Raw genomic sequence first — 14892 nt, 5'->3', positions numbered from 1 at the left:
TGAGCCTTGTCTCCTCTCTTGGGGGGGACCTGAGCGTTCGGCGCCTTCCTTCACAGGGATTTAGCCCAACCGCTTTCTTCGCGCCTGCTTCAACCAGTTTCGCTTGAAGGCGCCTATCCCGCCGAAGAACTTGTCGTATGTCGCGCCGTCCTCCCTGGCCTCATACTTGATTGCGGCGAGCTCGATGGTGCACAGATAGTCCGCCACCTGCTCAAGGCGATAGTCGGTCATGGAGGTACGGCGGCGCTGCACGGCGTTCTTGGACAGCGCGAATCCGATGGACTGATCGAGCGCCTGCTTCACGATGTCCTGTCCGTTGTCGTAATAGACCTTTACCTCATCGAACGACTGGAAGAATTCCAGGTTGTCAAACAGGAGCCCGGAGATGTCTCGTTTCATCCTTGCTGAGAGCGCAACGGGATTCTCATATTCGCTGCGTCGATAAGCGAACGTGCGGTATGAAATGGGCAGGTGCCTCACCATTGCGCCAAAGCAGTGCAGGATATTCTTTCGAGCAGAAATATCCAGGTTTTCGTAGGCGCCGCGACCGTTGAGCAGGGGCTCCGAATGAAAGGGTATGTTGGGCAGGTCAGACTGTCTCAGCGAGTTCTCGTACATCCCAACGGACTCGAGGATGTCATTGTCCTGGTCGTGGAACACAAGCGTCAGCAGGTAGTACTTGGAGTGGCCACACCTATCCCCGGACTCATCTGCGAAGACGCTCAGCTCGCCCATCGATGTGCATCTCCAAACAGGCCCTCGTTAGCAAAACACCGGGGAGACCCCGGCGTTAAGTTGCCGGGGGACTGCCCCCGGCGCTTGGAGGTAGCGCAACGCGCCACCAGCTACCTTATACCACAATTCGGGCGCTAAGTCGCCTTGCGTCCCTCGCCGTTCGCGGGCGCCACCGGCGGGCGAGCGGCTCGGTGGCTACAGTGGGGTGAATCGACGCGTCGAGAGGAGCTCCCATGAGCTGGTACGAGCCGTCCTTCGTCTATCAGGTCTACCCGCTGGGGCTCTGCGGCGCCCCCTACGAGAACGACGGCGTGCTCGAGCACCGCCTGCTCAAGCTCGTCGACGACGGCTGGATCGACCACATGGCCAAGCTCGGCGCCACCTGCCTGCTGCTCAACCCGGTCTTCGAGTCTGACGCGCACGGCTACGACACGCGCGACTACACGCGCGTCGACTGCCGACTGGGCACCAACGACGACCTGCGTGCCGTGGTGGACGCCTGCCACGCCGCGGGCATCAAGGTCCTGCTCGACGGCGTGTTCAACCACGTGGGACGTGGCTTCTGGGCGTTCAGGGACGTGCTGGAGCGTCGCGGCGAGAGCCCCTACGCGGGCTGGTTCGAGATCGACTGGAACGGCGACAACCAGTATGGCGACGGCCTCTCGTACACCTGCTGGGAGGGCGTGCCCTACCTGGTGAAGCTCAACCACTGGAGCGAGGACCTGAACAACTACTTGGCCGACGTCATCCGCGGCTGGGTGCGCGACTTCGACATCGACGGCCTGCGGCTCGACGTGGCCTACTGCCTGGACCAGGGCTTCCTGCGCTTCCTGCGGGGCGTGGCCAACGGGATCGGCGAGGAGCGCGGCGAGAAGTTCCCGCTAGTCGGCGAGACCATGTTCGGCGACTACAACCAGTGGATGGGCGACGACCTGTGCGACTCGGTCACCAACTACGAGGCGTACAAGGGCCTCTGGTCGTCGATGAACGCGGCAAACATGCACGAGATCGCCTACGCGCTGGAGCGGCAGAGCGGGAGCCAGCCGTGGGACCTCTACACCGGTCGCCACATGCTCGACTTCGTGGACAACCACGACGTTCCGCGGATCGCCACAAAGCTGGATGACGTGCGACAGCTTCGGCCGCTCTACGGGTTGCTCGTCGCCATGTGCGGCGTGCCGAGCGTCTACTACGGCAGCGAGTGGGGCATCGAGGGCGAGCAGCTCCCCGGCGACCACGAGATTCGCCCCGCGCTCAACGCACCGGAGTGGAACGATCTCACCGACTGGATCGCGGCGCTCGCGGCTGCGCGGGAGGGCAGCCCGGCGCTCGTGTGGGGCGACTACGCGCAACTCCAGTGCCAGCCGCAGCAGCTGGTGTTCCAGCGCTCGTATGCGGGCGGCGAGCACGGCGAGGCACAGCGCGTGATCGTGGCGATCAACGCGGCGGCGGAGAGCGCGACGGTGCACTTCGACGCCGGCTGCGGCCGCGCCGTGGACCTCATCACCGGCGAGGAGCACGACTTCGGCGGCGGGTCCGAGCTCGCGCCCTTCTCGACGCGCTACTGGGAGTGCGAGCGGTAGGCGACTCGGGTTGGAGGCGCGGCTTTTGGGGTGGGAATCACACGGACAGCCCGATATGGGCGACGCGTTTCGCGACAACGTGCGTCCTGAAGGTGCCGCCGTGAGAGATATCAGTGATTCTTAGTGGGGGTCCAGAGTAGTCGCAATCTGGCGCTTCGGAAAACCGCAGCTCAGAAAATGCTACTTCTCAGGTGATACTCGAGGAGGTACCGCAGAATCACTGATATCTCCGAGAATCCGTCCTCCTCGGCGGCAAATCGACACCGGACGCGTGTATGTGCGGCCGTGCGCCCAGCTTGGATGAAGCGAGTCTCGTCGACAGCGAGAGACCCCCTGGATTTCCGAAGAGAAGTTCCGCACAGCGCACTTCTCGAAGGAAATCCAGGGGGTCTCATCCCTCGCTGGAGAGCTGACCGCCCTTACTGGACCTGGGCCACCATCGCCATGTTGGTGGAGGTGGTGTAGTCACCCAGACGCGGGGAGGTCTGCGGGTCGCCGGCGGTGATGACCACGATGTCGCCGGTCTCCACGAGGTGGTTCTCCTTGGCCGTGGTCAGCGCGTTGTACAGCGTGGCCGACAGCGAGCCCTGCTCGACGGTGCGGTACGCGTAGACGCCCCAGTAGAAGCAGGTGCGACGGATGGTCTCGTCGCTCGGGGACATCGCGTAGAGCGGCATCTTCGGGCGGAAGGTCGCGATGAGGCGTGCGGAGCGGCCGGAGTGGGTCGGCGCGAGGATGCACTGGGCGTTCACGCGGTCGGCCATCTCGAGCGCGGCGAAGCCGGTGGCGCCGTTGACGTTGCGCACGCCGCCGCGGTCGTGGTACTCCTTGCGCTCGGGCAGGTACTTCTCGGTCTCCTTGCAGATCTCAGACATCGTCTTGACGGCGTCGATCGGGTACTTGCCGGCAGCGGTCTCGCCGGAGAGCATGACGCAGTCGGTGCCGTCGTAGATGGCGTTGGCGACGTCGGTGATCTCGGCGCGCGTCGGGCGCGGGTTGCGCTGCATGGAGTCGAGCATCTGCGTGGCGGTGATGACCGGCTTGTAGTGCGCGTTGCACTTCTTGATGATGGTCTTCTGGATGTGCGGGACCTCGGCGGCCGGCACCTCGACGCCCAGGTCGCCGCGGGCGACCATGATGCCGTCGGCGGCGTGGAGGATCTCGTCGAAGTTCTTGACGCCCAGGGCGCTCTCGATCTTCGGGAAGATCTGCACGTTGGGCGTGCCCATCTCGACGCAGATCTTGCGGATCTCGTTGACGGCCTCGCCGTCGCGGATGAACGACGCGGCGATGGCGTCGATGCCGAGCTCGCAGCCGAACATGATGTCGGCGCGGTCCTGCGCGGTGACCGAGGGCAGGCCGATGTTGACGTTGGGCACGTTGACGCCCTTGTGCTCGCCCAGCTCGCCGCCGTTGGTGATCGTGCAGTACATGTCGGTGCCGTCAACGTGGTCGACCTCAAGGCCGATCAGGCCGTCGTCGATGAGGATGACCGAGCCCTTCTCGACCTCGTTGGGAAGGTTCTTGTAGTCGAGCGAGAAGCGCTCGGCGGTGCCGATGACGTCGTCGTCGGTGGTGATCACGCAGGTCTTGCCGGTCTCGAGCATGACCTTCTTGCCGTCCTTGAGGACGCCGGTGCGGACCTCGGGGCCCTTGGTGTCCAGCAGGATGGCGACGGGGATGGAGAGCTCGGCGGACAGCGAGCGGACCTTCTCGATCATCTTGCGGTGGTACTCGTGGCTGCCGTGCGAGAAGTTGAAGCGCGCGACGTTCATGCCGTGGAGGATGAGCTGGCGCAGCACCTCCTCGTCCTCGGTGGCGGGGCCCATGGTGCAGACGATCTTGGTCTTCTTCTTCGTGAAAACGGCCATCTAAACCTCTCTCTTGTCAGGTCCGGTTCAGCGTGACGCCCTAGACTAGCAGACCACGCTGCGATCGACGAAGTCGGTGCCGTTGGCGAAGGCGCGCGCGTTGTCCAGCGTGACGCGGGCGATCTGGCCAAGGGCCTCGTGCGTGAAGAACGCCTGGTGGCTGGTCATCACGACGTTGGGGAAGGAGCACAGGCGCGCGGTCACCGAGTCGATGACCTGGCCGGCGCGGTTCTGGTAGACGTTCGGGCCCTCCTCGTCGTAGACGTCGAGGCCGGCGGCGCCGATCTTGCCGGAGAGGATGCCGCGGATGAGCGCCTGGGTGTCGACGAGGCCGCCGCGCCCGGTGTTAACAAAGATGACGCCGTCCTTCATCTTGGAGATGGACTCGTCGTTGATCATGTGGCGGCTCTCCTCGTTGAGGAAGGCGTGCAGCGAGATGAGGTCGGAGCGGTGGTAGAGCTCGTCGTAGTCGACGTACTCGTCAACCACGTGCTCCTCGTCAACGAGCTTCTGGTTGGGGTAGAGGTCGGAGCCCAGGACGGTCATGCCGAAGCCCTTGCAGATGCGGCAGAGGGCGGCGCCGATGCGGCCGGTGCCGATGATGCCGGCGGTCTTGCCGTGCAGGGTCTCGCCCACCAGACCGTCGAGCGAGAAGTCGTTCTCGCGGACGCGGATGTAGCCCTTGCAGATGCGGCGGTTGGCGGCGAGGGCCAGGCCCATGGCGTGCTCGGCGATGGCCTCGGGCGAGTAGGCGGGGACGCGCGTGACCTTGAGGCCGAGGTCCTTGGCGACCTCGACGTTGACGGCGTCGAAGCCGGCGCAGCGCATCAGCACGAGCTTGACGCCGAAGCCGGCGAGGATCTCGAGGGTCATGGCGCCGGCATCGGCGTTGACGAAGGCGCAGACGGCGTCGTAGCCGCGGGCGAGCGCGGCGGTCATGGGCGTGAGGTTGGTCTCGGTGAAGTCGATCTTGATCTCAGGGTAGTCGGCGAGCTCCTTCTGGAACGAGACCTTGTCGTAGCTGGCCGTTCCGTAGAAGAGAATGTTCATCGTGAGTTCCTTTCACGTATGCGCCCGCGGCGCGTCACATAACCCTACGGCCCCTCAGTTTAGCGCAGGCAAGGTCTGCGTAAGCCTTCCACTTGCCGACAAGTCCTTGCTTTTTTGGCGGGGTGTCGTATATGGGGCTCCTGGGCCAAATCGGGGGCCTATTCGGGTAAGATGGAGGACGTTATGTCAGCTGCCCGGCACGGCAGCCTTGGCGAGCCCTTGCCCCTCCTGGGGAATTATGATCGGGCGTCAACCTGTCGGGCACGATGCCAACCCAGGAGGGGACACACGTTGAGAGAGTACCTAGCGTCAGCCGAGGACGTTCTGGCCGAGCTCTCCTCTGACGAGGAGCGCGGCCTGACGTCCGCCGAGGCGTCCGCGCGCCTCGCCAAGTTCGGCCCCAACAAGCTCAAGGAGGAGGCAAAGACCCCGCTGTGGATCCGCTTCTTCCAGCAGATGGCCGACCCGATGGTCATCATGCTCATCGTCGCGGCCGTGATCTCGGCCGTGACCGGCATGATCCAGGGCGAGTCCGAGTGGGCCGACGTCGTCATCATCATGGCGGTCGTCATCATCAACTCGGCCCTCGGCGTCATCCAGGAGGCCAAGAGCGAGGAGGCGCTCGCCGCCCTGCAGGAGATGAGCGCCGCCCAGTCCAAGGTCATCCGCGACGGCAAGCTCACCTCGCTGCACTCCTCCGAGCTCGTGCCCGGCGACGTGGTGCTGCTCGAGGCCGGCGACGCCGTGCCCGCGGACTGCCGCGTGCTCGAGAGCGCGTCCATGAAGATCGAGGAGGCCGCGCTCACCGGTGAGTCGGTGCCGGTCGAGAAGCACGTCGAGGCCCTCGCGGACGACGGTGCGGACGACGTGCCGCTCGGCGACCGCAAGAACATGTGCTACATGGGCTCCACCGTGGTCTACGGCCGCGGCCGCGCCGTGGTGTGCGGCACCGGCATGGACACCGAGATGGGCAAGATCGCCGGCGCCCTCAACGACGCCAAGGAGGAGCTCACCCCGCTGCAGATGAAGCTCGCCGAGCTCTCCAAGATCCTCACCATCCTGGTGATCGTCATCTGCGTGGTCGTCTTCGCGGTCGACGTGCTGCGCGCCGGCCTCGGCACCGTGATCGCCGAGCCGCACATGCTGCTCGACACCTTCATGGTGGCGGTGTCGCTCGCCGTGGCCGCCATCCCCGAGGGCCTGGTGGCCGTGGTGACCATCGTGCTGTCCATCGGCGTCACCAAGATGGCCAAGCGCCAGGCCATCATCCGCAACCTCAGCGCGGTCGAGACCCTCGGCTGCACGCAGGTCATCTGCTCCGACAAGACCGGCACCCTCACCCAGAACAAGATGACGGTCGTGAGGCACGAGCTCGCCTCGTCCGAGGAGAAGCTCCTCGCGGGCATGGCCCTGTGCTCCGACGCCACGTGGGACGAGGCCGCCGGCGAGGCCGTGGGCGAGCCCACCGAGTGCGCGCTCGTCAACGACGCCGCCAAGGCCGGCATGACCGGGCTCGAGGTCGAGCACCCGCGCGTGGGCGAGGCCCCGTTCGACTCGGGCCGCAAGATGATGTCGGTGGTGGTCGAGGAGGCCGACGGCTCCTTCGAGCAGTACACCAAGGGCGCGCCCGACGTGGTGCTCAACCTCTGCACCCAGGTCTACGAGGACGGGAAGGTCATCCCCATGACCGCCGAGCGCCGCGAGGAGCTTCTCGCCGCCAACAAGGCCATGGCCGACGAGGCGCTGCGCGTGCTCGCGCTCGCCAGCCGCACCTACGCCGAGAGGCCCGCGGACTTCTCGGCCGAGGCGCTCGAGCACGACCTCGTGTTCTGCGGCCTCTCGGGCATGATCGACCCCGAGCGTCCCGAGGTCGCCCCGGCCATCGCCGAGGCCCACGGCGCCGGCATCCGCACCGTCATGATCACCGGCGACCACGTTGACACCGCCGTGGCCATCGCCAAGAACCTCGGCATCGTGGAGGACCGCTCCCAGGCCATCACCGGCACCGAGATCGAGCGGATGTCCGATGAGGAGCTCGACCGCAACATCGAGAGGTACGGTGTGTACGCGCGCGTCCAGCCCGAGCACAAGACGCGCATCGTCGAGGCCTGGAAGGCAAAGGGCAAGGTCGTGGCCATGACGGGCGACGGCGTCAACGACGCCCCGTCGATCAAGCACGCCAACATCGGCATCGGCATGGGCATCACCGGCACTGACGTCACCAAGAACGTGGCCGACATGGTGCTCGCCGACGACAACTTCGCCACGATCATCAACGCGTGCGAAGAGGGTCGCCGCATCTACGACAACATCCGCAAGGTCATTCAGTTCCTGTTGTCGGCCAACCTGGCCGAGGTCTTCTCGGTCTTCGCGGCCACGCTCATGGGCTTCACCCTGTTCCAGCCCATCCAGCTGCTGTGGGTCAACCTCGTCACGGACTGCTTCCCGGCGCTCGCGCTCGGCATGGAGGAGGCCGAGGGCGACGTCATGAAGCGCAAGCCGCGCAACGCCTCCGACGGCGTGTTCGCCGGCCACATGGGCCTCGACACCGTGGTCCAGGGCCTCATCATCACCGTGCTCGTGCTCGCGAGCTTCTTCTGCGGCGTCTACTTCGACCTGGGCACGATCGACCTGGGCGCGCTCGCCACCTCGATGGCCGACGAGGAGGGCGTCATGATGGCGTTCATCACGCTCAACATGGTCGAGATCTTCCACTGCTTCAACATGCGCAGCCGCCGCGCGTCGATCTTCCACATGAAGAAGCAGAACAAGTGGCTGTGGGGCGCCGCGGTGCTCGCGCTCATCCTCACGCTCGTGGTGGTCGAGTACGACCCGCTGGCCCAGATCTTCTTCGGGGTGGACCACCTCGAGCCGCGCGGCATGATCACCGCGCTGGTGCTGGGCTTCATGATCATCCCGCTGGTGGAGGTCTACAAGGCCATCATGCGTGCGGTGGAGAAGGACAAGTAGGGACGACGCCATCGTCCTCTGGGGCCCCGGGCCGCGGTTCGCGCCGCGCTCGGGGCCCCTCGCGTGCGCGGGGCGCGTCGGGCATGCGGGCCGCTGCCGGTTACGTACACTGCCGTCGGTTACGTACACACTTGCAGGATTGATACGAGCTTCTCGCTAGAAAAACTGCAGGTCAGAGAGGTGGTCGGCTTTGTATCAGTTTCGCAATAGTGTACGTACCCACCGGGAGTGTGCGTAACCGAGAAGGGCCGGGCGTCCCGACCTGCGGTAAGATGGCCGAGAAGGACGGCGGGCGAGCGGAGGTGCGCGTGGCCAAGCGGGGGCAGCGACGGACGGCGGCGACGCGCAAGCGGCGCGACGCGCGCCAGCAGGCCGTGACGCTGCCGTCCATCGACTCGCTGAGCGACGTGCCCGCGTTCGCCGACCTGCGCGTCGACGACGCACAGCATGCGGCCTACCAGGAGTTTCTCGCCACGGCGGACAACGCGGGCGAGATGCGCGCGGGCTTTGTGGTGCGACTCGACCGCGGGTTTCCGCTCGTGGTCACCGAGGGTGACGCCTTCCGCGCCGAGCATGCCGCGGCCTTTGCCAAGCAAGACGCCGAGAGGGACGCGTGCCTGCTGCCCGCCGTGGGCGACTGCGTGGCGGTGCGGCGCGCGCCCGGCCACGACATGGGCGTCATCGAGCGCGTCCTGCCGAGAAGGACCTCGTTCGAACGCTGGCGCGGCCGCAGCCGCGGGGAGCGCCAGGTGCTCGCCGCCAACGTGGACACCGTCCTGATCGTGCAGGCGCTCGGCTCGGACGAGGTGCCGCTCGGCCGCGTGGCCCGCTCGCTCGTGCTCGCGCGCGACTGCGGCATCGAGCCCGCGGTGGTGCTCACCAAGGCCGACCGCCGCACGGGGGTCGAGCTCGACCGCGACCTCGCCCGGGTGCGCCGGCTCGTGGGCGAGGACGTGCGCGTGGTGGTGACGTCGTCGGCCGCGGGCGAGGGCGTGGAGGAGGTCCGCGCGCTCGTGGGGCCCCGGCGTTGCGCGATGATCCTCGGCGAGTCGGGTGCGGGCAAGTCCACGCTGCTCAACGCCCTTCTCGGCCACGAGGCGCTGGCCACCGGCGCGGTGCGCGAGCGCGACGATCGCGGCCGGCACACCACGGTGGCGCGCGTGATGGTGCGCCTGCCCGGCGGCGGGGTCATCGCGGACGTGCCCGGCCTGCGAAGCCTGCCGCTCGTGGGCCACGAGCGGGGCCTGGCGCTCGTGTTCCCCGAGATCGCGGCGGCAGCGGAGGGATGCCGCTTCAGGGACTGCACGCACGAGCACGAGCCGGGCTGCGAGGTTCGCGCGCGCCACGAGGCGGGCGAGATCGCCGACGAGCGCCTGGCGTGCTATCTCGCGCTGGCCGAGGAGATGCGTGCGAGCGCACGCTCGCTCGACCCCGACGTCGCGCTCTGAGGGAGCCGCGGCACCCGCTGATACCCACGCGCCCATATGGAGAGAACGTGGGCAAATAAGACCATAATTGATGCTCTGAGCAGAAGTGGCCAGAGCTCCCATCTGCCAGTTGTGACGATATGAAAAATAACCGTCAGCTGCGCGGAAGGTTCGTGTCGAGCTTTCTTGGGAGCCTCGTGCCCCACGCCCGCGCGTTCGCGGACAATGCCTCCCACACGGACGGCGGGACGGCCCGCCGAGGAGGGGAGGGCGAATGACGCGTCGCTTCAGGCTGGTGGTCTCGGGCGCCTGCGCCCTGCTGGCCGCGGCGCTCTGCCTGGCCTACGGACAGGCGGAGCGCGAGAAGGTCGAGCGCGAGCGGTCAGAGGCGCTCGAGCGCTACGGGGGAGAGGTCGTGAGCCTCGTGGTGGCGACCGAGGGCATCGAGGCCGGCCAGGTCGTCGACAGGGGCAACGTGGCCGAGCGCGACTGGCTCGCCGACCTCGCCCCGGAGGGTGCCGTGACGGGCATCGATGCGGTCCTCGGCTCCGAGGTCAGCGTGCCGGTGGCCGCGGGGGCGCCCCTCACGGACCTCAACTTCCGCGACCCGTCTGATGCCGTGGACGTGCCCGCGGACCGCGTGGCGCTCTCGGTGCCCGCGTCGGGGGAGCTGGGCCTCCCGCCCGCGACCGCCCCCGGCGACGTGCTCGCGGCCTACGAGGTGACCGCTGACGGGGTGCGCCCCATCAGCGGCGACGTGCAGGTGCTCGCCGTTCCGTCGGTGGGCTCGGGCCTGATGGCGACGGGCTCGGTCACCGTGGCGGTGCGGCCTGGCGAGGTGGCGCGCGTGCTCGCGGCGAGCGACGAGGGGAGCCTGCGCCTGGCCCTGCCCGGAGACGAGGCGCTGGCCGCGTCCGGCGAGGCGGTCGCCGCGCCGTCCGAGGTGACGGCGGAGACGGGGGACGAGGGCGACGGGGCCGACGCGACGACGGGGGACGCGGCGTCGGATGCCGAGGGGACGGAGACGGGGAACGGCGAGACGAGCGGGGGCGAGGGAGCATGAGCCTGTGGGCGGCGTGGTGCGAGAGGGGCGACCGAGAGGCGATTGCCGCGGTGGTCGCGTCGCTCGACGGCGAGGGCAAGGTGCTGTTCGCGCAGAGCGCGGACGTCCTGCGGCGCATGGCCGCGGGCTCCGCTCCCGGCGAGCTCGGCGTCGTGGTGGGGCCGGTCGGGCACGGCGTCTCGGACGTCAACCTCGCGGCGGCGCTGGCGCGCGACGGGCGGGCACGCCAGGTGGTTCTGGCGGTGCGCGGGGTCAGCGGCTCGCTGCGGTCTCGCGCGGCCCGCGCGGGGGTCGACCTGGTGGTGGACCTCGCCGAGGTCGACGAGGTGGACGAGGCCCCTGACGAGGAACCGGTCCCGGCGCTCGTCGCGGGCCCCGCCTCAGGGGAACCCCTCGCGTCCCTGCCGGAGCTGGCGGCCGAGCCGGCGCCGGCGACCGTCCCCCATGGCGCCGCGCCCGCGGCGGCCTCCGGCCGTGCCCCGGTCCTGGCGCTCTGCTCGGGGAGGGGTGGCGTGGGCAAGACCACGCTCGCGACCTCGCTCGCCGCGATCGCGGCGCGTTGGGGGCTCTCGGTCGGCCTGCTCGACCTCGACCTCTCGTGCGGCAACGCCCACGCGGCCTTCGGCCTGCCTGCGGGAACGGACCTCGCGCGGCTGTGCGGCGACGAGGGCGGCTCCGCGGACCTTCTCGCCCGCCTGTTCGTGACCGCGGCGCCCGGCGTGGCCTTGGCCGGGCCCTGTGCGCGACCCTAGACTGCCGGGCTCGTCGCGGCGCGCGCGGGATCGCTGATCGGGTACGCGCGGAACGCCTTCGACCTGGTGGTCGTGGACGCCTCGACGACGTTCACCGACGCCGTGGCCCAGGCGGCCCAGGCCGCCGACCGGCTCCTCATCGTCTCCGACGCGCGCCAGGCCTCAATCGCGCCGGTGGCTCGCATGAGCGGGCTGGCGGTCCGGCTCGGGGTGGCCAGGACGCGCATCGCACGCCTGGAGAACCGCTCCGAGGAGCGCGGCCGCGGCGGACCGATCGCCGGGCGCAGCGAGGTGGGGCTCGAGGCGGCGCGGATCCATCGCGTCTGCGAGGGCGGCCGCGAAGTCGCCGACCTCGTCGCGTCCGGGCGCGTGACGGACCTCGTGGAGCCGGGCTACGCGTTCTCCGACTCGGTGGCGGCGCTTCTCGCCCAGCTTCTGGCGGAGCTCGGGAGGCTGCCGGAGTGCGAGGAGGCGAGAAGGGCGGCGGAGGAGCCGTCGCCGCACGGGTGGAGATGGCCGTTCGGGACGCGGAGGGAGGCGCGCTAGATGTCGGTGCTCGAGCGCGTGCGCGAGGTCGAGGCAAGGAGGAGCGTCGCGACGCCCGGTCCGCGGGCCACGGCGTCGCGCGAGGACCGCGAGCGGCTCAAGGGCGCCCTCGTCGAGCGGCTGGGGCTCGTGACCATCGCCCGGATGCTCTCGGACGAGGATGTCGCTCAGGCGCGGGGCGAGCTGCGCGTGGCGCTCGAGGCGATCCTCAACACGCAGGAGGACGCGACCTGCGCGGCGGGGGACCGCGAGGCCCTTCTCCAGCAGGTGGTCAACGAGGTGTGCGGGCTCGGTCCCATCCAGCCGCTGCTCGAGGACGACCAGATCACCGAGGTCATGATCAACGGCGTGGGAGGGCTGTTCTACGAGCGCGACGGGGAGATCCATCCCGCCGACGCCGTCTTTGACTCGCCCGAGCAGATCATGATCGTGATGGACCGCATCCTCGCCCCGCTGGGGCGGCGCCTGGACCGCTCGAGCCCCATCGTGAGCGCCCGCCTGCCAAATGGGGACCGCGTGAACGCCGTGGCGGCCCCGGTCGCCATAGACGGGCCTGCGGTCACCATCAGGAAGTTCTCGGACCGCATCCGCACGCTGGGGAGGCTGGTCGAGCTGGGGGCGCTGCCGGAGTGGTACGCCCTGCTCCTCACGTGGGCGGTGCGTGCCCGGCGCTCCATCGCGGTGGCGGGCGGCACGGGCTCGGGAAAGACCACGCTGCTGAACGCGCTCTCCTGCGAGATACCCCACGGGGAGCGGATCGTGACCATAGAGGACTCCGCCGAGCTGCGCTTTGACGCGCACCCGAACGTGGTGAGCCTCGAGGCGCGCGACAGCTCGATCGAGGGGTCGGGCGAGGTGACGATCAGGGAGCTCGTGAAGAACGCGCTGCGCATGCGGCCCGACCGGATCGTCGTGGGCGAGGTGCGCTCCGGCGAGTGCATCGACATGCTGACGGCGCTGACCACGGGCCACGCGGGTTCGCTCACCACCCTGCACGCGGGGGACGCCGAGGAGGCGGTGATGCGGCTCGTGCTCATGGCGCGCTTCGGGATGGACCTGCCGACGGAGCTGCTCGAGGAGCAGATAGCCACGGCCATCGACCTCTTTGTGATCACCAAGCGGCTGGCGGACGGGTCGCGCGTCGTCACCACGCTGACGGAGGTGTCGCGCGGTCCGCGCGGGGAGGTTCAGCTCGACGAGCGCGTCGGCTACGTCCCGGCGGAGCGGTCGTGGCGGCTCGAGGCGGAGCCCGCGTTCGTGGCCGCGGCGGTGGAGGACGGGATCCTCGACGGAGAGGAGGTGGGGCGATGGAGGTCATCTGCGCCCTGGGCGCGGGCGTCCTGACGGGAGCGGCCCTGCTCGCGCTGACGGGCGGCTCCGGGCAGCTCCGGGTGTTCACCGCCGGCCGGACGGTCAGGGCCGTGCTCGCGGCGACCCGCTGGCTCGAGCGGGTGGGGCGCACCCGCTTGGTCGGCGTCCTGATCGGGCGGCGAGACGTGCGGACGCTGGCGCGCGAGGTCGCCCGCGGGGCCTCCGAGCGCGGCCTCGAGCTCGGCGAGGGGGCCGCCGTGGCCGCGCTTCTCGTTGCCGCGCTGGTCGCGTCGGGCGCAGCCGGCTTGCTGATGGGCTCGCCCGTGGCGGCCGCCGCGGCCGCCGCCGCCCTGGCGGGCGCGGCGCTGCTCCGCGAGCGCTCCCGTCAGGGGCGGCTGCGCGGGGAGGTGCTCGCCTCGATGCCGGGCGTCTACCGGACCCTCTCGGTGGCACTGGGGTCGGGCCAGACGCTCTCCCAGGCGGTGAGCTACGTGGGCGCGCACGAGCGCGGGCCCGCCGCCGAGGCGTTCGGGCGGATGTCGCTCAGGCTGCGCTGCGGCATGGGGACCGAGGAGGCCGTGGGGCTTCTCGCCCGCGAGCTCGACGTGCCTGGGACCGAGCTGCTCGCCGCCGCCCTGGTCATCTCGCACCGGACCGGCAGCCCGCTCAGGGACCTGCTCATGCGCTCGGCGACGCTCGCCGAGAGGCAGGGCGAGTTCGAGCGTCTGCTGGGCGTCAAGACCGCGCAGGTCAGGCTCTCGGTCAAGATCGTCTGCCTGCTGCCGGCGGTCATGCTCTGCCTGCTGGCGCTGATCTCGCCCGACTTTCAGGTCGGGCTGCTCACGCCGGTCGGCCTGGGGTGCGTGGGCGTGGCGGCCGTGCTCGACGGGCTCGCCCTCGCGCTCATCAGGCGCATGGTGCGGGAGGTGCTGTGAGATGGGCGCGATCGGCCCGCTCCTGGCGGGGGCCTCCGCGCTCTCGGCGGGGTGCGCGGCGCTCGTGGCGACGGGGGGCCGGCTGCGGCTCGCGCGCCCCAAAGGGGGCCGGCGCGTCGCGGCGAGGCTGAGGGAGCGCGCCGACGCGCTGGGCGTGGTGCGCCGCGCCCGCGCGAGCGAGCGGCGCGCGCGGCTTCGCGCGTCGTGCCTCGCCGAGCTGCCGGTGATGCTCGACGTGGTGACCCTGGGCCTGTCGTCGGGGCTCTCCTTCGACGCGTCGCTCGAGCTCTACTGCGAGCGCTACGACACGGGGCTGTCCCGGGCGCTCGCGGAGGCGATGCTCAGCTGGCGCATGGGGGTCCGTGGGCGCGAGGAGGCGCTGTGGGCGCTCGCCGACGAGGTGGGGGTCCCGGCGCTCGGGCGCTTTGCCTCGGTGGTGGGGGAGGCCCTGTCGCTGGGCGCCCCGCTCTCCGAGACGCTCGCGCGGCAGGCGCAGGTGATTCGCGACGAGCAGCGCTCCCAGGTCGAGGAGGAGATCGAGCGGGTGCCGGTGAAGATGCTCGTGCCGCTGGGCGTGCTGATCGTCCCGGCGATGTTCCTCGCGATCCTTGGGCCGCTGGTCGGCGCGGCGGTGGTGGTCGGTTAGGAA

General features: G+C 69.4%; 12 protein-coding genes. 9 read left to right on the top strand and 3 right to left on the bottom strand.

What is annotated here, in order from left to right; all coding sequences use genetic code 11:
• Positions 1 to 60: 60 nt before the first annotated feature.
• The gene (locus ACWTSU_RS01575; RefSeq protein WP_455138151.1) at positions 61 to 735 is read right to left on the bottom strand and encodes a DUF3800 domain-containing protein; all 675 of its coding nucleotides are present in this window, start codon (positions 733 to 735) and stop codon (positions 61 to 63) included.
• A gap of 233 nt (positions 736 to 968) precedes the next feature.
• Here ACWTSU_RS01575 and ACWTSU_RS01570 point away from each other — a divergent pair, with 233 nt between their 5' ends.
• A complete protein-coding gene (locus tag ACWTSU_RS01570; protein WP_455138150.1) occupies positions 969 to 2318 on the top strand; it encodes an alpha-amylase family glycosyl hydrolase in 1350 nt (449 codons plus the stop codon).
• 419 nt (positions 2319 to 2737) lie between these two features.
• On the opposite strand, the gene pyk is transcribed toward ACWTSU_RS01570, so the two are convergent.
• Together pyk and ACWTSU_RS01560 are read right to left on the bottom strand one after the other, a co-directional pair.
• Positions 2738 to 4189, bottom strand: coding sequence for a pyruvate kinase (gene pyk / locus ACWTSU_RS01565; RefSeq protein WP_455138149.1), 1452 nt, complete (start codon positions 4187 to 4189; stop codon positions 2738 to 2740).
• A 45-nt stretch (positions 4190 to 4234) separates the two neighbouring features.
• Positions 4235 to 5239: a 2-hydroxyacid dehydrogenase gene (locus tag ACWTSU_RS01560; RefSeq protein WP_455138148.1), complete on the bottom strand. Its 1005-nt coding sequence runs from the start codon at positions 5237 to 5239 to the stop codon at positions 4235 to 4237.
• Positions 5240 to 5530: 291 nt separating this feature from the next.
• Between ACWTSU_RS01560 and ACWTSU_RS01555 the strand changes: the two genes are divergently transcribed.
• The 8 genes from ACWTSU_RS01555 (at position 5531) to ACWTSU_RS01520 (ending at position 14889) form a co-directional block, all read left to right on the top strand.
• Positions 5531 to 8209 (top strand): cation-translocating P-type ATPase, encoded by a 2679-nt coding sequence (locus ACWTSU_RS01555; protein WP_455138147.1) that lies wholly within the window; start codon positions 5531 to 5533, stop codon positions 8207 to 8209.
• Positions 8210 to 8481: 272 nt separating this feature from the next.
• Complete coding sequence (rsgA, locus tag ACWTSU_RS01550; RefSeq protein WP_455138146.1) at positions 8482 to 9657, top strand: ribosome small subunit-dependent GTPase A; 1176 nt, start codon at positions 8482 to 8484, stop codon at positions 9655 to 9657.
• 253 nt (positions 9658 to 9910) lie between these two features.
• Positions 9911 to 10699 (top strand): SAF domain-containing protein, encoded by a 789-nt coding sequence (locus ACWTSU_RS01545; protein ID WP_455138145.1) that lies wholly within the window; start codon positions 9911 to 9913, stop codon positions 10697 to 10699.
• Complete coding sequence (locus ACWTSU_RS01540; RefSeq protein ID WP_455138144.1) at positions 10696 to 11451, top strand: nucleotide-binding protein; 756 nt, start codon at positions 10696 to 10698, stop codon at positions 11449 to 11451. Before ACWTSU_RS01545 ends, ACWTSU_RS01540 begins: the two co-directional genes overlap by 4 nt.
• Before the next feature lie 72 nt (positions 11452 to 11523).
• Complete coding sequence (locus ACWTSU_RS01535; RefSeq protein ID WP_455138143.1) at positions 11524 to 11997, top strand: hypothetical protein; 474 nt, start codon at positions 11524 to 11526, stop codon at positions 11995 to 11997.
• On the top strand, positions 11998 to 13341 hold the full coding sequence (locus ACWTSU_RS01530) for a CpaF family protein (protein ID WP_455138142.1): 1344 nt from the start codon (positions 11998 to 12000) through the stop codon (positions 13339 to 13341).
• Positions 13305 to 14243: a type II secretion system F family protein gene (locus ACWTSU_RS01525; protein WP_455138141.1), complete on the top strand. Its 939-nt coding sequence runs from the start codon at positions 13305 to 13307 to the stop codon at positions 14241 to 14243. The genes ACWTSU_RS01530 and ACWTSU_RS01525 overlap by 37 nt, the downstream gene beginning before the upstream one ends.
• 1 nt (position 14244) lies before the next feature.
• On the top strand, positions 14245 to 14889 hold the full coding sequence (locus ACWTSU_RS01520; protein WP_455138140.1) for a type II secretion system F family protein: 645 nt from the start codon (positions 14245 to 14247) through the stop codon (positions 14887 to 14889).
• Positions 14890 to 14892 lie beyond the last annotated feature (3 nt).

It is taken from the genome of Thermophilibacter sp., assembly GCF_966187215.1.
Note: the sequence above shows the minus strand (reverse complement) of the source record. Positions and strands in the feature narration are given on the sequence as shown.

Excerpts from the sequence above, each read along its gene's own strand:
- ACWTSU_RS01575 (WP_455138151.1), bottom strand. The coding sequence starts at position 735 with ATGGGCGAGCTGAGCGTCTTCGCAGATGAGTCCGGGGATAGGTGTGGC.
- ACWTSU_RS01570 (WP_455138150.1), top strand. The coding sequence starts at position 969 with ATGAGCTGGTACGAGCCGTCCTTCGTCTATCAGGTCTACCCGCTGGGG.
- pyk (WP_455138149.1), bottom strand. The coding sequence starts at position 4,189 with ATGGCCGTTTTCACGAAGAAGAAGACCAAGATCGTCTGCACCATGGGC.
- ACWTSU_RS01560 (WP_455138148.1), bottom strand. The coding sequence starts at position 5,239 with ATGAACATTCTCTTCTACGGAACGGCCAGCTACGACAAGGTCTCGTTC.
- rsgA (WP_455138146.1), top strand. The coding sequence starts at position 8,482 with ATGGCCGAGAAGGACGGCGGGCGAGCGGAGGTGCGCGTGGCCAAGCGG.
- ACWTSU_RS01545 (WP_455138145.1), top strand. The coding sequence starts at position 9,911 with ATGACGCGTCGCTTCAGGCTGGTGGTCTCGGGCGCCTGCGCCCTGCTG.
- ACWTSU_RS01540 (WP_455138144.1), top strand. The coding sequence starts at position 10,696 with ATGAGCCTGTGGGCGGCGTGGTGCGAGAGGGGCGACCGAGAGGCGATT.
- ACWTSU_RS01530 (WP_455138142.1), top strand. The coding sequence starts at position 11,998 with ATGTCGGTGCTCGAGCGCGTGCGCGAGGTCGAGGCAAGGAGGAGCGTC.
- ACWTSU_RS01525 (WP_455138141.1), top strand. The coding sequence starts at position 13,305 with ATGGAGGTCATCTGCGCCCTGGGCGCGGGCGTCCTGACGGGAGCGGCC.
- ACWTSU_RS01520 (WP_455138140.1), top strand. The coding sequence starts at position 14,245 with ATGGGCGCGATCGGCCCGCTCCTGGCGGGGGCCTCCGCGCTCTCGGCG.